General features: G+C 46.2%; 17 protein-coding genes. All 17 read left to right on the forward strand.

What is annotated here, in order from left to right; all coding sequences use genetic code 11:
* The 17 genes from ACZ5R2_RS03185 to ACZ5R2_RS03265 all read left to right on the forward strand — a co-directional run bounded on the left by ACZ5R2_RS03185 (window position 1) and on the right by ACZ5R2_RS03265 (window position 21,113).
* Complete coding sequence (locus ACZ5R2_RS03185; RefSeq protein ID WP_464901005.1) at window positions 1-1,008, forward strand: glycosyltransferase family 2 protein; 1,008 nt, start codon at window positions 1-3, stop codon at window positions 1,006-1,008.
* On the forward strand, window positions 1,008-2,459 hold the full coding sequence (locus ACZ5R2_RS03190) for a beta-1,6-N-acetylglucosaminyltransferase (RefSeq protein WP_464901006.1): 1,452 nt from the start codon (window positions 1,008-1,010) through the stop codon (window positions 2,457-2,459). The genes ACZ5R2_RS03185 and ACZ5R2_RS03190 overlap by 1 nt, the downstream gene beginning before the upstream one ends.
* 52 nt (window positions 2,460-2,511) lie before the next feature.
* Window positions 2,512-3,348 carry a glycosyltransferase family 2 protein gene (locus tag ACZ5R2_RS03195; RefSeq protein WP_464901007.1) on the forward strand — a complete coding sequence of 279 codons (837 nt, stop codon included), beginning with the start codon at window positions 2,512-2,514 and terminating at the stop codon, window positions 3,346-3,348.
* The gene (gene glf, locus ACZ5R2_RS03200) at window positions 3,345-4,487 is read left to right on the forward strand and encodes a UDP-galactopyranose mutase (protein WP_464901008.1); all 1,143 of its coding nucleotides are present in this window, start codon (window positions 3,345-3,347) and stop codon (window positions 4,485-4,487) included. The genes ACZ5R2_RS03195 and glf overlap by 4 nt, the downstream gene beginning before the upstream one ends.
* Before the next feature lie 84 nt (window positions 4,488-4,571).
* Entirely contained in the window at window positions 4,572-5,450 is an 879-nt protein-coding gene (locus ACZ5R2_RS03205) for a glycosyltransferase (RefSeq protein ID WP_464902297.1), read from the forward strand.
* Between the two features lie 42 nt (window positions 5,451-5,492).
* Window positions 5,493-6,659, forward strand: a complete 1,167-nt coding sequence (locus ACZ5R2_RS03210; protein ID WP_464901009.1) for a glycosyltransferase family 4 protein — start codon at window positions 5,493-5,495, stop codon at window positions 6,657-6,659.
* Window positions 6,660-6,760: 101 nt separating this feature from the next.
* Complete coding sequence (locus ACZ5R2_RS03215; protein WP_464901010.1) at window positions 6,761-7,411, forward strand: ABC transporter ATP-binding protein; 651 nt, start codon at window positions 6,761-6,763, stop codon at window positions 7,409-7,411.
* 22 nt (window positions 7,412-7,433) lie between these two features.
* Window positions 7,434-9,164 carry an SLC13 family permease gene (locus tag ACZ5R2_RS03220; protein WP_464901011.1) on the forward strand — a complete coding sequence of 577 codons (1,731 nt, stop codon included), beginning with the start codon at window positions 7,434-7,436 and terminating at the stop codon, window positions 9,162-9,164.
* Between the two features lie 20 nt (window positions 9,165-9,184).
* The gene (cysD, locus tag ACZ5R2_RS03225; RefSeq protein ID WP_438459925.1) at window positions 9,185-10,093 is read left to right on the forward strand and encodes a sulfate adenylyltransferase subunit CysD; all 909 of its coding nucleotides are present in this window, start codon (window positions 9,185-9,187) and stop codon (window positions 10,091-10,093) included.
* Window positions 10,094-10,300: 207 nt separating this feature from the next.
* Window positions 10,301-10,933, forward strand: a complete 633-nt coding sequence (gene cysC / locus ACZ5R2_RS03230) for an adenylyl-sulfate kinase (RefSeq protein WP_464901012.1) — start codon at window positions 10,301-10,303, stop codon at window positions 10,931-10,933.
* Window positions 10,934-11,018: 85 nt separating this feature from the next.
* Complete coding sequence (locus ACZ5R2_RS03235) at window positions 11,019-11,990, forward strand: DHH family phosphoesterase (protein WP_464901013.1); 972 nt, start codon at window positions 11,019-11,021, stop codon at window positions 11,988-11,990.
* Window positions 11,991-12,183: 193 nt separating this feature from the next.
* Window positions 12,184-12,534 carry a four helix bundle protein gene (locus ACZ5R2_RS03240; RefSeq protein WP_464901014.1) on the forward strand — a complete coding sequence of 117 codons (351 nt, stop codon included), beginning with the start codon at window positions 12,184-12,186 and terminating at the stop codon, window positions 12,532-12,534.
* A gap of 170 nt (window positions 12,535-12,704) precedes the next feature.
* Entirely contained in the window at window positions 12,705-14,114 is a 1,410-nt protein-coding gene (gene cysN / locus ACZ5R2_RS03245) for a sulfate adenylyltransferase subunit CysN (protein WP_464901015.1), read from the forward strand.
* 1,286 nt (window positions 14,115-15,400) lie between these two features.
* Window positions 15,401-15,829, forward strand: coding sequence for an arsenate reductase/protein-tyrosine-phosphatase family protein (locus ACZ5R2_RS03250; protein ID WP_464901016.1), 429 nt, complete (start codon window positions 15,401-15,403; stop codon window positions 15,827-15,829).
* A gap of 85 nt (window positions 15,830-15,914) precedes the next feature.
* Window positions 15,915-17,045: a polysaccharide export protein gene (locus ACZ5R2_RS03255; protein WP_464901017.1), complete on the forward strand. Its 1,131-nt coding sequence runs from the start codon at window positions 15,915-15,917 to the stop codon at window positions 17,043-17,045.
* 70 nt (window positions 17,046-17,115) lie between these two features.
* Window positions 17,116-19,281, forward strand: a complete 2,166-nt coding sequence (locus ACZ5R2_RS03260) for a polysaccharide biosynthesis tyrosine autokinase (protein ID WP_464901018.1) — start codon at window positions 17,116-17,118, stop codon at window positions 19,279-19,281.
* A gap of 299 nt (window positions 19,282-19,580) precedes the next feature.
* On the forward strand, window positions 19,581-21,113 hold the full coding sequence (locus ACZ5R2_RS03265; protein WP_464901019.1) for an MATE family efflux transporter: 1,533 nt from the start codon (window positions 19,581-19,583) through the stop codon (window positions 21,111-21,113).
* The last annotated feature ends 61 nt before the right edge of the window (window positions 21,114-21,174 follow it).

The following is a 21,174-nucleotide window of genomic DNA, read 5'->3' on the forward strand; positions in this document are numbered from 1 at the left end:
ATGTTTAAGTTAGCGAGGCTTAAGGGGTTGGTCTCGAATGTTTTTGAGCTACTTGTCTATCTTGTAAAATCGAGTATTCACGGAAGAGACCTTCAGTTACGTAGTAGTGATCAATCTATATCGAGTAAAAACAGGCTTCTTTTTTGTACCCTTAGAAATGAAGCTCATCGAATCGAGTTTTTTCTAGATTACTATAGAAAACTTGGTATCGAGCACTTTATCTTTGTCGATAACGGCTCAACAGATAACTTCCAGGAACTAGTTAAAGACTGTGAAGATGTCACGATTTACCACACAGAGGCCAGCTACAAGGCGTCAAATTTTGGTATGCATTGGCTTAATTTTCTTCTGCGGAAATATGGTCGAGGCAAGTGGTGTTTGACTTGTGATCCTGATGAGTTTTTTGTTTATCCCAAAATCGAGCGTTTTGACTTGGGTGCGTTGACCCATTACCTCGATCAAAATCATCGTCCGGCCTTTTTCACCTTAATGCTGGATATGTATGGACACGGGAAGTTAACCGATTCTAATTATGTTGCAGGTACCAACCCTTTAGACGTCAACCCTTACTTTGACGAGAAAGGTTATTTCTATACTGAAAATGATAAATACAATTCACTCTGGGCACAGGGTGGGGTGCGGCTGAGAACCTTGTTCAAAGACAACCCATACGCCGCACCAGCAATCAATAAGACACCGTTGATCAAGTGGAGGTGGTATTACTCTTATACATCTTCAATGCATATGGCAATTCCGCGACGCCTTAATGGTGGATACAGGCATGAACTAACTGGTGTTCTACTTCACTTTAAGTTTATTGCGGCGTTTGAAGAAAAAATCGTCGAAGAGATGGAACGTGGTGAGCATTATGGTGACTCTACTGAGTACAAAAAATACCAGCAGTTTTTGGCCGATTCGCAAAATTATTGTGAGCAAAACAGCGTGAAATATGAAGGTTGGCAACAGCTTGTGAAGCTAGGTCTAGTTCGAGCGAAGGAGTGGATGTAATGCGTTTAGGGTATATCTTACTCGCTCATGAGAAGTATGAGACACTAAAGCCGCAGTTAGAAACGTTAACGTGTAATGATGACAAGGTTGTATTGCATTACGATGCTTCACAGCCACATATCGATGACATCGTAAAAATTCGTCAGCACTTCCCAAGTGTTGTGTTTGCTAAGTCTGAAAATGTGGAGTGGGGCGAAGCATCCATTGTCAGAGCGACCTTAAACGCTATGCGTGTCTTCTCTGAAATGGACGACTCTCCAGAATATATCACACTGTTAAGTGGCAGTTGCTTCCCAATTAAGCCCAGAGCAGAGTTAGTGCAGTTTTTGCAAGACAATCGTGGTGTTGATTTTATCGAGTGCCACGATCTCAAGCGCAAGGGGCCTTGGGTACAAGATGGTCTCGAGTGGGGACGTTGGGAGCTTTATCATTTCCTCAACTGGCGTAAGACCCCAAGACTATTTAGTTTGTCAGAAAAACTGCAACGTAAATTTCGCATCAAACGAGCGTTCCCTTTTGGTGACACCATGTATATGGGGTCGCAATGGTGGACGCTATCGATTGAGACCATTCGTGCGACGATTGACGTTATCGACAAGTATGACTTGATTCGTTTCGTCAATCGCACTTGGATTCCCGATGAGTTTTTCTTCCAAACGCTCGTTGGTAATATGGCCGGCTCAGACAAAGCCATAGCCAAGCCCCTAATGAAGCATCGCTTCAACAGTGCCGGGATACCCAAAATCTACAATCATGAGGACTTGTCTGAGTTGATTGACACCGACAAGTTCTTTTGTCGAAAGATTCAACATAATGATCAAGGCTTAATCGAGCAGTTAAACCGCTGCTACACGGACGCGATTCCGCTTGCTCCAACGGAGTATGATGTAATCGATACCGCATTTCAGTGGTACAAACGCAGTGGTTTCAAGGATTGGTTCCAAGATTGCCCGTTACCGATCACCGTGATTATCGACACATCCCACGCGAAAGACTTTATGCCATCTCTTCGTCAAAGCGTTAGAGAGCTGGATAGTTCGATCAAGGTGTATGGCAAGCTGTTTTCGTCTAAAGAAATTGACTACAACGGCGAACCGGGTCCAACCAACTATTCTCCACAAGACATTCGTTTAAGGGATTACGACTGGGATGAATTTATGGCGCAAGTAGCGCTAAATTCACAACGTGGCTTGGTTTTTCAAAGTACGTCGCGCAAACTGAATGGACTGCTCGATAGCCTCAAGTCAGCATCCAACGTTTTGTTCATTGACCTTAACGATGGTATTAAGAGTATCGCTGATGTCGAGCGCTCGAACCGGCTTGAACGCTACCTTTCACATCACGCATGTCGCTATATGAGGGCATCTCGCAGCGAGCTATCCGAAATCGCTCAGGCGGTGGTCGATAACTCTGAGTGTAACCTCTACTTGAGTGTTACCAAAGACACCTAGATGATGCGTTTACCTTGGCGGGTATGCCAATTTTCCGCAGTTTGGTTAATTAATGTCTGATTTTCCGTTAGTAATCGTTGTTACGAGAACAAAAAACCGCACCAGTTTGCTGCGCCGGGCACTGCAAAGTGTCCAGCAGCAATCGTATGGCAGGTATTACCACGTCATTGTTAATGATGGCGGTGATGCAAACGAAGTCGAAAGCCTGGTCAATGAGTTTCAAGACTCCAGAATCAAGGTGCTTCACAACCGTGAATCGTTAGGCATGGAGGGAGCAAGTAACCGAGGTTTAGAGGCCTATGTTGGAGACTTTGCTGCTATTCATGATGATGACGACTCATGGAGTCGTGATTTTCTTGAGAAAACGGTTTCGTACTTAGTGGACAACCCTGCGGTGGCTGGCGTGGTGACGAACATCACTCAGGTCTTTGAAACGGTAGAGCGAGGCGTTGCACAGCCAATTTCTTCAAGGCCGTTTAACCCGGCCGTGAAGCATTTTCGCTTCGACGACTTCTTAGTCGTCAATCAGTTTGTGCCCATCGGTTTTGTTTATCGCTATTCACTCCACCAGACGCTAGGTCTTTTTGACCCGTCACTGCTGGTTTGTGGCGATTTAGACTTCCACCTTCGGGTATTGCAGCAGCACCGAATTGGAAAGATCTCAGATTATCTCGCTAACTATCATATCCGTTGTGATAGCAAGGAGAGTGCAATGACCAACTCTGTGGCTCAATCCGTCAAGCATCAAAACTTTGCAGCGCAGGTTGTCGCGAAATATGAGCAACGAACTAGGTTGCGACGCTGGATGTCAGTAATTAGAGTGAAAGCGTACTATCGTGTTATGAATATCTTGATGCGCACAGGGTACAAACTGGGTATTGGAAGATGAAAATTGCCTGTGTCGGCGCAGGATTATCCTGCGCTGTGATTGCCAACAAACTTGCGAATGTGGGGCACTACGTCACCCTCTTTGAATCACGCAACCACCTAGCAGGCAACTGCTACACAGAGCGCGATCAAGAGACGGGTGTGATGGTTCACACCTATGGTCCACACATCTTTCATACGGATGATAAAGAGGTGTGGGACTTTGTTAATGAGTTAACGGAGTTCAAGCCATACACCAACCGTGTAAAAACCACCTCCCAAGGTGCTGTCTACTCACTGCCAATTAACCTGCACACGATTAACCAGTACTTCGGCAAAACATTCAACCCAACCCAGGCGCGTGAGTTTATCGAGTCGATTGCGGATCCCCGCATAGAAGACCCGCAGAGTTTCGAAGAACAAGCCATGCGCTTTGTGGGTCAAGACCTCTACGAGGCGTTTTTTAAAGGTTATACCCTCAAGCAATGGGGTATTCACCCAAGTAAATTGCCGGCGAGCATCTTGAAGCGATTGCCGGTGCGCTTTAACTATGATGACAACTACTTCGCGCACAAATATCAGGGAGTGCCGGCCAACGGCTATAATGAGATTGTCGAGAAGCTACTGAACAATGACAACATCGACATCAAGCTCGAAACTCAATTTGAACGCCAAATGGCTGAGGGATTTGATCATGTGTTCTTCAGCGGGCCGTTGGATAGCTATTTTGAATATGAGTTAGGTCGCCTTGGCTATCGCACCCTCGACTTTGTAAAAGAGACGCATCACGGTGATTACCAAGGTACAGCGGTGATGAACTATGGTGATGAAGACGTGCCCTATACTCGTATCACCGAGCACAAGCACTTCGCTCCATGGGAGGAGCATGCAGATACCGTCATCTACAAAGAGTACAGCCGATTGTGTAAGGGAAATGATATTCCTTATTACCCAATTAACCTCATGGATGAGAAAGAGCTGCTAGCTAAGTACGTTGCGCTGGCTAACAATACGCCTAATGTTACCTTTGTGGGGCGATTGGGAACGTATAAATACCTTGATATGGACGTCACCATCCGTAAAGCGTTAGACGCGGCGAAGCAGGCTGTTGCTCTTCTTGAGCAGGGAGAGACACTGTCGGCATTTTTAGAAAAGATGTAGCGGAACAACATGTTGCGCGCACATAAAAGGGGAGTTCGCTCCCCATTTTTAGCTTAAAAGGTACACGATATCAGTCACCATGAAATCACAGCGGTTGTTGTCACCTACAATCGACTGGCCAAATTAAAAGTGACCATAGATAGGTATCTGGCTGAGCCCAGTCTTGCGCAGTTGATTATTGTCAACAATGCCTCGAGTGATGGGACGACAGACTATCTTGAACAGTTAAAACACTCTGAGCCTCGACTCTGGGTGATCAATGAACCTTGCAACCTGGGTGGTGCCGGCGGATTTCATCAAGGGATAAAAACGGCTCGTGAGCGCGCAACAACCGATTGGTTGGTGATCTCCGATGATGACAGCTTCCCTGAACAAGGGGCTTTAACAGACTTTTCTGCCATTGTGCCAAAGCTACACCCACAATGTGGCTGGGTCGCCAGTCAGGTTCGCTATCCTGAAGGGGGCCTGTGCTCGATGAATGAGCCAATGAAGTTCCCTTCACTAGGAAGCGCCATCAGCCGCCTGTTCAAGCGCCAAAAAATTACCTGGGATCCAAGCCAAGATGGGCAAGAGCTTGCAAAAATTGATGGCTCCTCTTTTGTTGGAATGTTTGTCAAACGTGCGACCTTGCAACAAACTCAGGTACTGCCCATTAGTGACTATTTTATCTATTGGGATGACATTGCTTTCTGTTATGATCTTGTGAGGCAAGGTGCCGTTGGTCAGTACACCAGCCAACTTACTTTCATTCATGATTGCGACCGTCACACTAAATCGCTGCGAGAGCAACGGCTTTACTACATGGTGCGCAATGGTATCTGGACGATGGCCAAGCTGCCGATAAGCAAGCGCGTTTGGGCGATGCCGTTCAAACTGATTTCTTGGCTAATGATTGCCATTAAATCTCAATCACTCTCATGGTATGTCCAGGCTGTAAAACATGCAGCGCAGAGACGTACTTAATCATAAATAATCATGGATTGATTAATAAGATAAGGTTCGAGCTTGAAACTCCTTATTACCTCAAACACATCCTGGTTTATTTACAACTTCTTTCGCTCCTCGATCACCGAGTTTATGAGTGACGGTAACCGCGTGTATGTGCTTTCCCCGTACGACCGCTATGCTGATAAGCTTAACGAACTGGGTTGTGAGCACTTTGACCTCGATATGGACCGCTCTGGGATCTCCCTTTCGCAAGAAGTGCGTACCATGCGCCGTATCAATGTTGTTATGTCGGCGCTACAGCCTGATTGCGTGCTCAATTTTACCCCTAAGCTGAATATCTACTCGGCGATGATGGCCAAGCTGCAAAAGCGCCCAGTGGTCAACAGTGTCGCGGGTCTTGGCTCTATTTTTACCGAGAAAAGCATCAAAGCCACGATTGGCAAACAGTTGCTGCGTTTGACTCAGCCGATGGCCGATCACATTGTGTTTCAAAACCCTGATGACTGGAAGGTTTACCTTGAAAATAACTACGTCAAGCAAGACAACAGCTCACGGGTGCATGGCATTGGCATTGATTTAAGTCAGTTTATTCCTCATGAGGCACCGGATGATGAAATCACTCGATTCATTCTTGTTGCACGCATGCTCAAATCAAAAGGGGTGGAAGAGTTTGTCCATGCCTCGCAGGCGGTGGAAGAGCACTATGCCATTAGAGAGCTAGCGGGAGAGGCCATCCCTAAGTTTGAATTCTCTTTGCTCGGCTTTATTGATGAGAACAACCCGCAAGGAGTCTCTCAAGCTCAGCTTAAATACTGGCACGACAACACCTTAGTCGATTATCTTGGTGAAACCGATGACGTATTCTCTATTGTTAAGGATTACGACTGCGTGGTGTTGCCATCTTATTACCGTGAGGGTATTCCCCAGTGCTTGATAGAGGCGGCATCAATGGCAAAGCCTATCATCACTACAGATAATGTTGGCTGTAGAGAGACAGTCGAAGATGGTAAATCAGGCTTGTTAGTGAAGCCTCAAAGTGTCCCTGAGCTCAAAGAAGCCATGATCCAGATGATTGAGCTTGGCCACAAGCGTCGCCTAGACTTTGGAGCAAAAGGGCGCCGTAAAGCTGAACGCGACTTCTGCCACATAAAAATTTCTCAGCACTATCTTGATGTGATCAAGTTGGTCAGTCACCTAGAAGAAAAAGATGGCAATACTTGGTAGGTCACTGGCAAGATATTCACTGCAATATCTTATAGATATTTCATCTATGCATAACCCTTCCAGAGTCGTTACTCTTATGTCTATATTTTATAAGAAACAGAATGATAGAACTTCGTGATCTAACCAAGTATTACCCGTCAGACCTCGGTAATCAGTATGTGTTCAGGGACGTCAATTTCACTTTTCCCGAGGGGCACAACGTGGCTTTGCTCGGGTCGAACGGGGCAGGTAAGTCGACGCTATTTCGTATCATCGCGGGTAGTGAATACCCTAACTCAGGACGAGTGATTACGGACAAAGCCATCTCATGGCCAGTGGCGTTAGCGACGGGTATTCATCCACAGATGACTGGACGGGAGAATACTCGATTTATCGGTCGGGTGAATGGCGTTGCGGATCTTGATGAGTATGAGGAAAAGGTTAAGAATTTTGCTGAGCTGGGGATAAAATACGACTTGCCAGTAAGAGGCTATTCAAGCGGGATGCGCTCTCGATTAGCCTTTGGTTGCTGTATAGCGATTGATTTTGATATTTATCTTATAGACGAAGCCACCTCGGTAGGCGATCAAAAGTTTCGCCGTAAGGCCAAGCGCGCCCTGCTGGACAAGACCCAAGAGGCTTCAGTGATCATGGTGAGCCACGACATGAAAGAGATAAGAGAATTTTGTGATAGTGCAATTATTTTGCACCAGGGAAGCCTGACCTTCTATGACGATCTGGAAGAGGCTCTCCAAGTTTACCAAGAGTTATAATTAAAAACGATTTGGAGTTGTGGTGCTTTATTCATCTTCCACACTAGTGTTGCTGCTGTTTGTATTGACGATTGCAGGTCTGATCCGCTACCAGCAATCATCACACAAAGTCTTTGCCGCACTGTTTCTGGCTCTCTATCTTAGTGAGTTAGTCTCAACCGAACAGGTGATAAGTAGTTTTTCAAATCAAGGGCTGCTGACGTTAATGCTGATCATGACCTGCTCGTTGGCGATAGAAAAAACGCGCCTGTTGCGCGCTATCACGAGCTATATGATTGAGAAGGACTATCGCTTGACCTGCATTAAGTTGTTTGGTTTAACCGCGTTAGCCTCATCAACACTGAACAATACCGCGGTGGTATCGACGATGCTCGCACCAATCCGCAACAACCCGCATCATGCGTCGAGTAAGTTACTTATTCCACTCTCTTACGCGGCGATATTGGGCGGAACGCTGACCCTAGTGGGCACATCGACCAACTTGATAGTTAACAGTATGGTCATTGAAGCGGGTCTGCCAAGCTTGGGCTTTTTCGACTTCACCCCAGTTGGGATTGTGGTTGTGGTGCTAGGTGGGCTACTCATGCTGCTGATCAGCCGTTGGTTACCCGAGCGTCATCGTTCTAAAGAAGCGATAGCGGATTACTTTATTGATACCGAGGTGGGCGAGGGCTCAAGCCTTATCGGCAAGAGCGTTGAGCAAAACGGGCTGCGTCACCTTGAAGACTTGTTCTTGGTCGAGATCATGCGCAAAGGGCGCTTGATCTCTCCAGTCACCCCAGCAGAGGTGATTGAAGCGAGCGATAGATTGCTGTTTAGTGGTGATGTTAAAAAGGTCACCCTGCTCAATCAATTTGATGGGCTGAGCATTTTTGCCAGTCAAAACGGACTGCCGCTGGACAACCTCAAAGAGGTCGTCCTCAAACCAGACAGCCGCTTAGTTGGCAAAACCCTAAAATCAGCAGGGTTTCGTGCCTTGTTTGACTCGGCGGTCGTAGCAATGCGTCGCGATGGAGCGCCGATGTCAGGTAAGCTCGGCGAGGTCGTATTAAAATCCGGTGACTATCTTGCGTTGGCCACTGGTCGAGACTTTGCCGCTAGGCGCAATATCAGCAAAAACTTTTACATGCTCACCGAATTAGCAACCGAGCAAACGCTTGAGGGCTTGAAAGAAAAACTGGCGGTTGGTGGCTTTTTTGTTGCGATAGGCTTATCAGCATTAGGCATTATGCCGTTGTTTAAGGGCATGTTGTTGTTACTCAGCGCATTACTGGCGGCTGGGGCGTTGACGGCCAACGAGGTCTTTCACCGTCTGCCACGTAATATCTGGCTGATTATCGCCAGCGCATTGATGCTGTCACAGGCGCTTAGTAATACTGGTGCCCTAGATGTCATCGACCAGGTGGTGCAACGTAACCAAGGCGTATTTACCCCATGGGTTGGCTTAGTGTTTATTTACCTCCTGGCATGGGTGATGACAGAACTGGTCACCAACAATGCTGCGGCAGCCTTGGTGTTCCCCATCGCAATTGAGCTTGCAGAGAGCCTCGCGGTGGAGCCAAAAATCTATATACTTGCCCTCGCGTTTGGCGCAAGCGCAAGCTTTATCAGTCCATACGGTTATCAAACTAACCTGATGGTATTTAATGCAGGTCACTATCGAATACAGGACTTTGCTCGAGTCGGCATCCCAATGTGTGTGTTGTACGGCTTGATTGTGATTGCAACCCTGCCTGTATTCGTTGGTTTTTAACAAAGGAAGTAGGAATGAATATTTCTCCAGAACGCATGACTCACCTTAAACAGCTTGAAGCTGAGTCAATTCACATTATGCGCGAGGTTGCCGCTGAGTTCGACAATCCAGTCATGCTTTACTCTGTGGGCAAAGACTCATCAGTTATGTTGCACTTGGCCAAAAAAGCCTTTGCACCAGGTATCCCACCGTTTCCTTTGATGCACGTAGACACAACGTGGAAGTTCAAAGAGATGATCCAGTTCCGTGACTACATGGCTGAAAAACTGGGTATGAAGCTGATTGTGCACCAAAACCCAGAGGGTTTGGCGATGAACATTAGCCCATTTACTCACGGTAGCTCGCAGCATACCGACATTATGAAAACCCAGGGTCTAAAACAAGCACTGGACAAGCACGGTTTTGACGCGGCCTTCGGCGGTGCGCGTCGCGATGAAGAAAAGTCACGCGCGAAAGAGCGTGTTTACTCATTCCGCGACGAGCACCACCGCTGGGATCCAAAAAATCAACGCCCAGAGCTATGGAACATTTACAACGGTAAGGTTAACAAGGGCGAGAGCATCCGTGTCTTCCCTCTATCAAACTGGACCGAGCTCGATATCTGGCAATACATCTACCTAGAAAGCATCGAGATCCCAGGCCTATACCTATCAGCCAAGCGTCCAGTGGTTGAGCGTGACGGTATGTTGATCATGGTTGATGACGATCGCATGGAGCTTAAAGAGGGTGAAGTGATCGAAGAGAAAATGGTTCGCTTCCGCACCCTAGGTTGTTACCCACTGACTGGCGCAGTGGAATCTGAGGCAACAACTCTGCCTGAGATCATCCAGGAGATGCTACTGACCACGACTTCAGAGCGCCAAGGCCGTGCGATTGACCACGACAGCGCTGGCTCAATGGAGAAGAAAAAACGCGAAGGGTATTTTTAATCGCCTTTTGGCGATTAAGAGGCGAGAGGCGAGGTGTCGCTCGCTGAATGCCATCGGAACCTCTTAAATGCAGGAAGTCGTTGAAGCCAAAGCGAGTATCTCTCGATTCTCGCCTCTCGCATCTCGACTCTATGTAAAACATCGAAGCAAGAAGCGTGCGTCCCTCGACTCTCGCCTCTCGCCTCTCGACTCTGAACCTAAAGAAGAATGAAGAACTCACCATACGAAAAAAAGTTAAATGGATCGATCAGTGATGACGTTGTGTGGCATAACAGCACAGTGACGCATCAAGACAGGGTTGAGCTTAAGCAGCAAAAGCCAGTGGTGCTTTGGTTTACGGGCTTGAGTGGCTCGGGTAAATCAACGGTGGCCAATGCAGTAGAGAGCAAACTGCTGAGCCTGGGTAAGCACAGTTATCTGCTGGATGGCGATAATGTGCGCCATGGGCTGAATAAAGACCTTGGCTTTAGGGATGCTGACCGCATTGAGAATATTCGCCGCATTGGTGAAGTGGCTAAGCTGTTTGTTGACTCGGGCACAATTGTCCTGACGGCGTTTATTTCGCCATTCATCTCAGACCGCGAGCAAGCTCGCAGCCTGATGGAAGAAGGGCAGTTCCTTGAGGTCTTCGTCGACACCCCACTAGAGGTGTGTGAACAACGCGACCCGAAAGGCCTATACAAAAAAGCCCGCGCCGGCGAAATCAAGAACTTCACCGGCATCGACTCAACCTACGAAGCCCCACAAACCCCAGAAATCCACGTCCTAACGGCAGACAAGTCGATCGAGGAGTGTGCTGAGTTTGTGGTGAGTGAGCTTCAGAAATTAAATTACATTTAAGAGGCGCGAGTCGAGAATTGAGATTAGGCACAATGCCCACGAGTACACCACTCGCCTCTCGCTTCTCGCCTCTCGAATTCTGCTTATGAACTATGACATTTTCAACGGCGACGCCGATGGCATTATCGCTCTAATCCAGCTCCGCCTAGCCGAGCCAAAAGAGTCAGTATTGATCACGGGCGTTAAGCGCGATATCAAACTGCTTGCTCAGTTGGTAGACCAGAATGATGTTTCTAGCGTCACGGCGCTGGATATCTCGATGGAGAAAAACCAACAACCTCTAGCAGCACTACTGGAGCAAGGGGTAGAAGTATTCTATTGCGATCACCACCGCACTGGTGACATTCCGCAGTCAGATAATTTGACCACGTTGATCGACCTAGACGCTGAGGTATGCACTAGCTTGTTGATCAACCAAAAGCTCGGTGGTCAATACGCCAAATGGGCAGTCGCTGCCGCATTTGGTGACAACCTATTCGCCAGCGCTGAAAAGCTAGCAGTCGAGATAGGCTTGTCCAAATCAGACACCGAGTTCCTAAAAGAGCTAGGCACACTAGTCAACTACAACGGCTACGGTGCTTCACTAGACGATTTGCACATCGCTCCAGCAGACCTATACAAGATGCTGCTGGAATATCCGTGTCCGCTAAAGCTGCGTGATGACAAAACCTCGCCATATTACACGCTGAAACAAGGCTACGAGTCCGACTACCAAAATGTCGCTGCCCTAAGCCCAATCAGCCAAAGCGAAGTAGCCACCGTCTTTGAACTCCCATGCGAGCCATGGGCAAGACGTATAAGCGGCGTATTTGGCAACGAGTTAGCTAACAAGGCACCCAACACCGCTCACGGCGTCCTAACCCTAAACGCCAGCGGCAGCGACTACACAGTCAGTGTCCGCGCGCCCCTCAACAACCGAGTCGGCGCCGACGAAGTCTGTTCGTCTTTTCCGACCGGCGGCGGAAGGAAAGCAGCGGCTGGGATTAATCAGCTGCCGGTTGATTCTAAGGCTGCGTTTATTGAGGCGCTTGAGGGGTATTACGGCGGTGGCCGCTGAGAGGCGAGAGTCGGGATCGGGCTTTGCCCTGCGAGAGGCGAGGGGAGTTCGTTGAGAGTTATCGTAACTTCTTAAGTGAAGGAAGTCGCTGAAGCGAAAGCGAGAGGGAGGTCGCGGAAAGTCAGTCTTTATTCGTCATATTTTTTGGCGCTTTGAGAGTAGTGTTTTAGGAAATGCTGTTCTTGGAGTGGGTATGAGATATGAAAAGTTGGCAGTTTGGCAGCGTAGTGTTGATGTGGCGGTAGAGGTCTATCGGTGTATGAAGCCTTGCAAGGATTATGGTTTCAAAGATCAGATTTGCCGCAGTGCAGTCTCTATCGCATCCAACATCGCAGAGGGCTCCGAGCGAGCCTACCCAAAAGAGCACAAACAGTTCCTTTCCTTCGCCAAAGGCTCAGTAGGGGAACTCAAAACACAGCTAATTATTGGTGAGAAGATCGGATACATTTCGTCTTCTCAGAGCAAAGAGCTAAAAAACGAGTGCGAAGCGATATCAAGAATCCTTGGCGCTCTAATAAAAAAAATTAATGAACTTGAAGGCTGACTTGAGTTGTTGATCGTGGCGTATATTGCCTCTCACTCCTAAGTACTTGCCCTCATTTTTCGAATCAAAATCAAATGGAAGTGAAGGTAGATTCGAGTTGGTTAAAGCGGGCGTTCCTCGCCTCTCGCCTCTCGCGTCTCGCCTCTCACCTCCGCAAGGAGTGAAAGATAATGTCACATTCTTCAGATCTAATCGCAACAGATATCGAAGCATATCTAAAAGTACACGAAAACAAAGACCTACTGCGTTTTCTTACCTGTGGTAACGTGGATGACGGTAAGTCGACGTTGATTGGTCGTCTACTGTTTGATAGTAAGTTGATCTATGAAGATCAGATGGCGGCGATTGAGAAAGACTCGCAGAAATTTAATACCACGGATGAAGCGTTTGACTTGGCGCTGCTGGTGGATGGTTTGCAGTCTGAACGTGAGCAGGGTATTACAATTGATGTGGCGTACCGTTACTTCTCGACGGACAAGCGTAAGTTTATCATTGCCGATACTCCGGGGCATGAGCAGTACACGCGTAATATGGTGACCGGTGCGTCGACTTGTGATTTAGCAATTGTGATGGTGGATGCGCGTCATGGTATTCAGACTCAAACCAAGCGTCACAGTTACATCTGTAGCCTGCTAGGTATTAAGCACATTATTGTAGCGATCAACAAGATGGACCTGATGGATTACAGCCAAGAGGTGTACCAGAAGATCAAGGCTGACTACCGTGAGATGGCGAAGAACTTCAATATCGACGATATCCGCTTTGTGCCAATCTCGGCACTGAAAGGCGATAACGTGGTCACACCAAGCGAAGCAATGGACTGGTACCCAGGTGCTACTCTGATGAAACTGCTTGAGACAGTAAAAATCGCCCAAGATAAAGATCTTGAACACATGCGCTTCCCAGTGCAGTACGTTAACCGTCCGAACCTGAACTTCCGCGGCTTCTGCGGCACTCTGGCATCGGGCCTGGTTCAGGTGGGTGATGAAGTGGCAGCATTGCCTTCAGGCAAAACCTCACGCGTCAAAACCATCTACACCCATGATGGAGAGTTGGTCACGGCCTACCCAGGTCAAGCGATCACGCTAACACTTGAAGACGAGATCGATGTCTCTCGCGGCGATATGCTGGTACACGTTGGCCATGAGCCAGCGGTGACTAACAAGGTCGAGGCGCACGTAGTCTGGATGGATGAAAACCCAATGCGTACCCATAAAGAGTACATCTTCAAGTTTGCTACCAAGTCTTGCCCAGGCAAGGTGACGGAGATAGAACACAAGATTGACGTCAACTCACTGGAGCAGCACGCTGAAAACAGTGAGTTGCTCGATCTTAACGAAATTGCACTCACCAACATCGCCCTAACGGATAAAGTGGCAGTCGACGTCTACGACGGCCTACCACAAACCGGTGGCTTCGTCGTCATTGACCGCCACACCAACGTAACCGTAGGTGCAGGTATGGTCCGTAAAACTACTGAGTCAAACGACGAAGAGCAGCGTAGCTACTCAAAAGCTGAAAAAGAACTCAACGCCTTCATTCGCAAAAACTACCCGGAGTGGGGCTGTACAGAGATTTAAAAAAGAAGGTTCGAGGGGCGAGTACGGGCATAGCCCTACGGGGTTCGGGGGAGTGAGTCATAAACGACGTCTTCCTCAGTCACTCTAGCAAGGTGAAAGCCTCCGCTCCTGAGTTTTGCGTGCTTCGAGTGTTAAAGGTCATAACTTTCGATGAGTAAGTCACGTGCGACAGAGTCCTCGGATCTCGGAACGAAGTGAAATCCGCACCTCGCACCCTGACTGAGCTTCGCTCAGTTTTGTGACCTTGAGTCAAATATGTATAAAAAGCAGCCAAGTGGCTGCTTTTTTTGATCATTTAACTACATAAATTTCATACACTTGTAATTAAATACGTTTATTGTCATTATAACGAGTTGAATATGTGATCGCACCCATTGTGTCGGATAGTATATGTAACACGTTTTAGGTAGAATACCCCGCACAAAAAGATAAAAACTACACACAGATTGCCATTAGGAGCGAAACCTAGGGGCGGTAGCGTGCCAAAATAATGCTAGTACGTCGTCAGAACAGTACGGTGTAAAACACAGGCATGGTGTGAAACGTCAGAATCGCTGGGATAGGTTGGTTAACCGGAGTGTGGGCAAAGTCAGTCTACGCAAAAGTTAAATGTTTTGAACAAATTCCACTCAACTTCCCCGCTAAAACTAATAACATTTACAATGCTTTAAAAGATTCCTTGAGAACTTTTCCTCGAGGGTATTACCTTGAAAGCGTTGCCTTGAAGCAAATGCATAGAACTAGCGCATGAAGCTGACAGCTTGAGCTGTCGTTAGTCTTTTTCAGGACAAAAGTGAATGTTTCTTCATTTAAATTGAAGTAATTCCCATTTCTATTCAATATGAACGCCTAATAATGACTTTTAAGTCATGATAGAAATATCTATCGACAACATTAAAATATCAATCATTTGGCAACAGAAGTGTGACTTTGCACACAGGTTGTTAGCGCTGTTGTTGAACCAATGCTCAGTTGTAACAAAGTTCACACCCTCTCTATGCTTTTGAACATAGTGGTTAAAAAACAACATGGATGTATGTCTAATAAATAGGCCAGTGCTTGGGGCGCACTAGAAAAAGTGGCGTAATATAAAGCGCTAGAAACCACTTCTGAACGGTGCTTTGCTGATGGAATGACACGATTTGGTGCTTTCCAGCGAAGTCTAGCATCGCAATGGGTACAATAAGCCTCCATGTATTTAACCCTATACTCAGGCATCCTGTATTGGGGCATCGATTTTTTAAGTTAGTATCCTGAGCGGACACTCAAACTTAGGTGAATAAAACATGTTTAATAAGATTCTGGTGGTTTGTGTCGGTAATATCTGTCGCTCACCCACAGGGCAATACCTGCTCAAAAGTCTACTCCCGCACAAACAGATAGATTCGGCTGGTGTTGGCGCCTTGGTTGGCAAACCTGCCGACAGTATGGCAAAGCAAGTGGCTAAAGTGCACGGCGTTGAGCTTGATGCGCATGTCGCCCAGCAACTGACTCGCGAACTTTGCCACGATTATGATTTGATTCTGGTGATGGAAAAGAAGCACCTAGAAGCGGTGTCTTCAATTGCCCCTGAGGCGAGAGGGAAAACCATGTTATTTGGCCAATGGATTGGCGGTAAAGAGATCCCCGATCCCTATCGTCAAAGCCGTGAAGCCTTTGACTTTGCTTATGACCTTTTAGAGCAGTCAGCTCAAGCTTGGTCAAAAAAATTATAAAGATCACTCATACCAAGTGAGATTCGATAGGGATTTGCGTTCTCGCCTCTCGCCTCTCGCCTCTCGCCCCTAAATAAAGAAGATTATGTATCATTCGAAGAAGTTATTACTAAGCTGTGTGATCGCCATGACGCTTGCGGGCTGTGCCGTACCTGGCTCTCACATGAGTATTGATGACAACCAGGTGGTTGGTGATGCTGAGCAACTGGATATCAGCCAGCAGGTCAACGTATACCCATTGACGCCACAGCGCGTGCGTGAGTACCGCTCGCCAATGGTAGTGTCACAGCCTAATCCAGCGTTGGATGCCGAGGTTGCCAACTACCACTACCTGATTGGTACGGGGGATATCCTCAATATTACTATCTGGGACCACCCTGAGCTGACTATACCGGCTGGGTCATACCGTAGCTCGGAAGAGGCAGGCAACTGGGTTCACGCAGATGGCTCTATCTTCTATCCATACATTGGTAAGGTTGAGGTGGCTGGCAAGACAGTCTCTGAAGTACGTGAAGAGCTGACTAGACGTCTAACCACTTATATTGAAAGCCCACAGGTGGATGTCAATGTTGCTGCTTTCCGCTCACAAAAGACTTATGTCACCGGAGAAGTGAATCGTCCAGGTCAGCAATCGATCACTAACGTGCCTTTGACTCTTTTGGACGCAGTCAACGCCGCTGGCGGCCTTGGCAGTGACGCTGATTGGCGTAATGTAACTCTGACTCGCCAAGGCGAAGAGCAACACCTATCACTCTATGCGCTAATGCAGCGTGGTGATCTAACCCACAACCGTCTATTGCGCCCGGGTGATATCGTTCACGTGCCGCGCAATGACAGTCAAAAAGTGTTTGTGATGGGTGAAGTGAACGATCCGCAATTACTCAAGATTGACCGTGCAGGCATGAGCTTGACTGAAGCACTCAGCAGCGTAGGCGGCATCAACCAGCTCTCAGCCGATGCGACGGGAGTGTTTGTAATCCGTGGGATTGAAAATACAAGCGGTGAAGCCAAAGCAATTGCCGATATTTATCAGTTAGATATCCAAGACGCCTCAGCATTAGTCTTAGGCACTGAATTTGAGCTGCAGGCTTATGATGTGGTTTACGTTACCGCCGCGCCGATTGCGCGTTGGAACCGCGTAATTTCACAGCTGGTGCCAACCATCAATGGGTTTAATAACCTAACTGAAGGTGTTAACCGAGTTCGTACCTGGTAACTCGTCCTATCGATAGTATCTGATCAGCCTGTTCCAGCTGGTCGATTTATAACAAAGAATTAGATTATTTATGAGTGTTAATCAAACCACTTCTTCAAAACCAGATAATGACGAGATCGATCTTGGCAAGTTGTTCGGCATCCTGCTTGATGGTCGCTGGACCATTGTTATTGTTACTGTCATTTTTGCTATTGCGGGTGTCATGTTCGCGATGCTCTCGACCCCGATCTATAAAGCAGATGCGCTGATTCAGGTTGAAAAAAAGTCCGGTGGCGTTTCAACGTTACTAAGTGATGGTATGGGTGATTTCTTTGCTCAAGATTCTTCTGCCACTACAGAGATTGAGCTTATTAAGTCACGTATGGTCTTGGGCCAAACCGTTGACAAGCTTAACCTAACAACGATTGCTGAACCTATTTACACTCCGTTCGTTGGTAAAGGTTTAGCGAGACTCGGTGGCAGCCAAGGCTATATCGATGTCGGTCGTCTGGAGCTTCCTGATCATTGGCAGTATGGGCAAGATAAGACCTTGATTTTGGTACAAACGGATAGCACCAACCAAGGATTTAAGGTTATTGATAGTGAAGGTCGTGAGTTGCTAGAGGGTCAAGTTGGTGAGCTTGCTAGTGATAACGGCTTTAATATCTTTGTCACAGAGCTACGCGGCGCACAAGAGCAGGCATATTCATTGGGTAAAATTGCTCGAATCGATGCGATTAATAGTCTAAACCGAGATCTATCGATTTCAGAGCGCGGTAGTCAGACCGGCATCCTTCAGCTTTCCCTTGAGGGCGAGCATAAGCCAACTATCGAGCGAGTGGTGAACGATATTGCTCAAAACTACTTCCTGCAGAATGTGGCGCGTCAATCCGCAGAAGCAGAAAAAAGCCTGACCTTCTTGAAAGGGCATCTACCTGATATCAAAGACAGCCTAACAGTTGCCGAAGACCGCCTCAACCAATACCGCCAGGAGCACGAATCGGTTGACCTTGGCTTAGAAGCGCAATCAGCTCTGCGTGTGATGGTTGAGCTTGAAGCTAAGCTTAATGACCTGACGTTTAAAGAAAGTGAAATTAGCCAACGCTTTACCAAAGATCACCCGGCCTATCGCTCACTATTAGAAAAACGCGAGACACTACTTGGTGAGCGTGAGCGTCTCAACCGACAAATTCAACAGTTGCCTAAGACCCAGCGTGAAGTCTTACGTATGACGCGTGATGTCGAAGTCAATCAACAAATTTATGTTCAGCTACTGAATAAAGTACAAGAGTTGAACATCATGAAAGCGGGTACGGTCGGCAATGTGCGGATTATCGATAGCGCACAGTCTTATACGCACCCAGTTAAACCGAAAAAAGCGCTGATTACTGTATTGGCGACTTTGCTTGGTGGCATGGCCAGCGTTGCTTTTGTGTTGGTTAAAGCTGCGTTTCACCGTGGTCTTGAGAGTCCGGAAGACATTGAGGCAGCGGGTATCGCTGTCTATGCGACGATTCCTAAATCTGACCAGCAAGAGCTGATGTCAATAAGGATGAAGAAAAAGCGCGCAAAGGGCAATCTACTTGCAGAAGTCAATCCGGCAGATTTGTCCATTGAAGCATTACGCGGCCTGAGAACCAGCTTGCACTTTGCCATGCTTGAGGCCAAAAACAATATACTGATGATTTCTGGTCCTGCACCAAACATTGGTAAGTCTTTTGTTTCTACTAACTTTGCGGCTGTCGCTGCTAAAACTGGTCAAAGAGTACTATTGGTTGACGCAGATATGCGAAAAGGCTATTTGCAACGTCCTTTTAACCTCAAGTGGGAAAACGGCCTATCTGAGCACCTGAGTGGAAAGCTATCAGTTGAGCAAGTGATCAAGGCAACGTCAATTAATGGTCTTGACATCGTTACCCGCGGCCAAGTCCCACCAAACCCATCAGAGCTACTAATGCATCCTCGATTTGCTGAGTTTATGGAGTGGGCAAGCGACAATTACGACCTAGTTATTGTCGATACCCCACCGGTGCTGGCAGTGACGGACCCAAGTATTGTTGGTGCTTTGTCTGGCACGACTTTGATGGTTGCTCGTTATGGTCAAAACACCTTGAAAGAGCTTGAAATTGCCCAATCACGATTTGAGCAAGCTGGAGTTTCAGTTAAAGGCGTGATATTCAACGCGCTTGAGAAGAAAGCCTCTAGCAGCTATGGCTACGGTTACTACAATTATACGTATGCGAGTGATAAGTCTTAATATGGTCGGGGCAGTAAATGACTAAGTTTGATGTTGTTCTATCTACATATAATGGCCAGAGCTTTCTTCATGAGCAAATAGAGAGCATCTTGGCTCACTCTGCTTTTAAAAAACTATTAGGTATATTTAACAACTCAGACCTAAACATGGAATTAACAATAGGTCGCAACAAGTATACTGTCTCAAAATAAAAAAGTGTCTTAATTGTTAAAAGTTGATTGACGTGAAAAGTGATAATTAAATCTAGGCTAAGCGGAGTCAAAAAGCTAAAGTGCTGATGGGTAGAGTTAAGTAGCAATATGATTAGCAAAAAAATTTTTAAAAATACTTTCATGCTATATATAAGGCAATTACTATTGTTAGCCGTAAATTTATATATGGTTAGGGTTGTTCTAGACGTACTTGGAGTGACTGATTACGGTATTTATAGTGTGGTTGCAGGGGTAGTAACGTTTTGCTCGTTTATCAGCGGAAGTATGGCATCTGCAACGCAACGTTATTTCTCTTTTGCACTAGGAAAAAATGATGAGAGTTTACTGTCAAGCACCTATTCGCTAACATTGGTAATCTACTTTGTGATTGGTGCATTTGTTTTACTTTTACTAGGTACATTGGGTGTCTATTATGTAGAGGAAAGGCTTAACTTGCCAGTTGATAGAGTTGAGTCAGCAATATATCTATACAAGTTCACAGTTGCAACTTTGCTAGTAACAATAGCCACTACTCCTTTTCTTTCGATAATAATCGCTCATGAGGATATGAAATATTTTGCGGCTATTTCTGTGATTGAATCTATTGCAAAATTAGCAGCCGTTACCACGTTAGTAATGATTCCAGGAGATAAATTGGAATTGTATGGGGTTGCACTATTCCTGGTAGCACTATTTACATATTTGGCATATTTTCTCATTTGTTTGATCAAATACCAAGAATGTAGGAAGTTAAATTTCTCGCTCGATAGAAAGTTACTGAAACAAATGAGTTCATTTACAGGTTGGACAATGTTTGGTCAGTTATCAACGGCTATCAGGGTCCAAGCTGTAACAATTTTGATAAACCAATTTTTTAATCCAGCCACTGTTGCTTCTAGAGCTATAGCTATTACAATTGCATCTAAGGTCAACATCTTTGCAACAAACTTCAATACTGGACTTTATCCTTCAATCATAAAAAGTTATGCAAATGGGTCTGAGAAAGAATTCAGTTCCTTGGTTTTTAATGGTTCAAAACTGGCATTTTTTCTTATGTGGGTATTGGCTCTACCGCTTTTGATAGAAATGGAAGCAATATTAAGCATTTGGCTAATTAACCCGCCCGATGAAGCCATTTTATTTGCGCGACTCGCTCTATTAGAGTCAATAATATTCTCGATCAGCTTACCTCTAGCAACCGCAGCTAGAGCTCCTGGAAAAATGAGGAACTATGAGCTCATATTAGGCTCAATGCAAATATCAATATTTCTTCTCGCCTATTTATTTTTAAGTCTTGGATATCAAGCGTATACAGTGTTTATCGCAGCTATTATTGTCAATTTAGTCATGTTTTTCACTAGGCTTCATATTGTAAGTCGTTTAGTTTCAATTTGCTTTTCTGGGTTCATGAGCAATGTTATAAACCCTATATTGAAAATCGTGACTTTAAGTTTGCTCATATCACTGCTAGTTAAAATTTCGCTGCCTCAAGGAATTATTTGGTCAGCGATTACTATAATTATTTGTATTACTAGCTCTTCAATAGCAATGTACTTTTGGGGATTGAGCATTGAGTGGAGAAATAAAATCAATCAAATAATAAAAAGCAAGCTAGGCAGACTGTCAGAAAATAATTCTTAACTATTTAAAGTAAATAGACACTCTTCTGTAGGTAAAATGAAAATTTATTAAGGTTGCAAAA

The organism is Vibrio sabulosilitoris, from assembly GCF_055391395.1.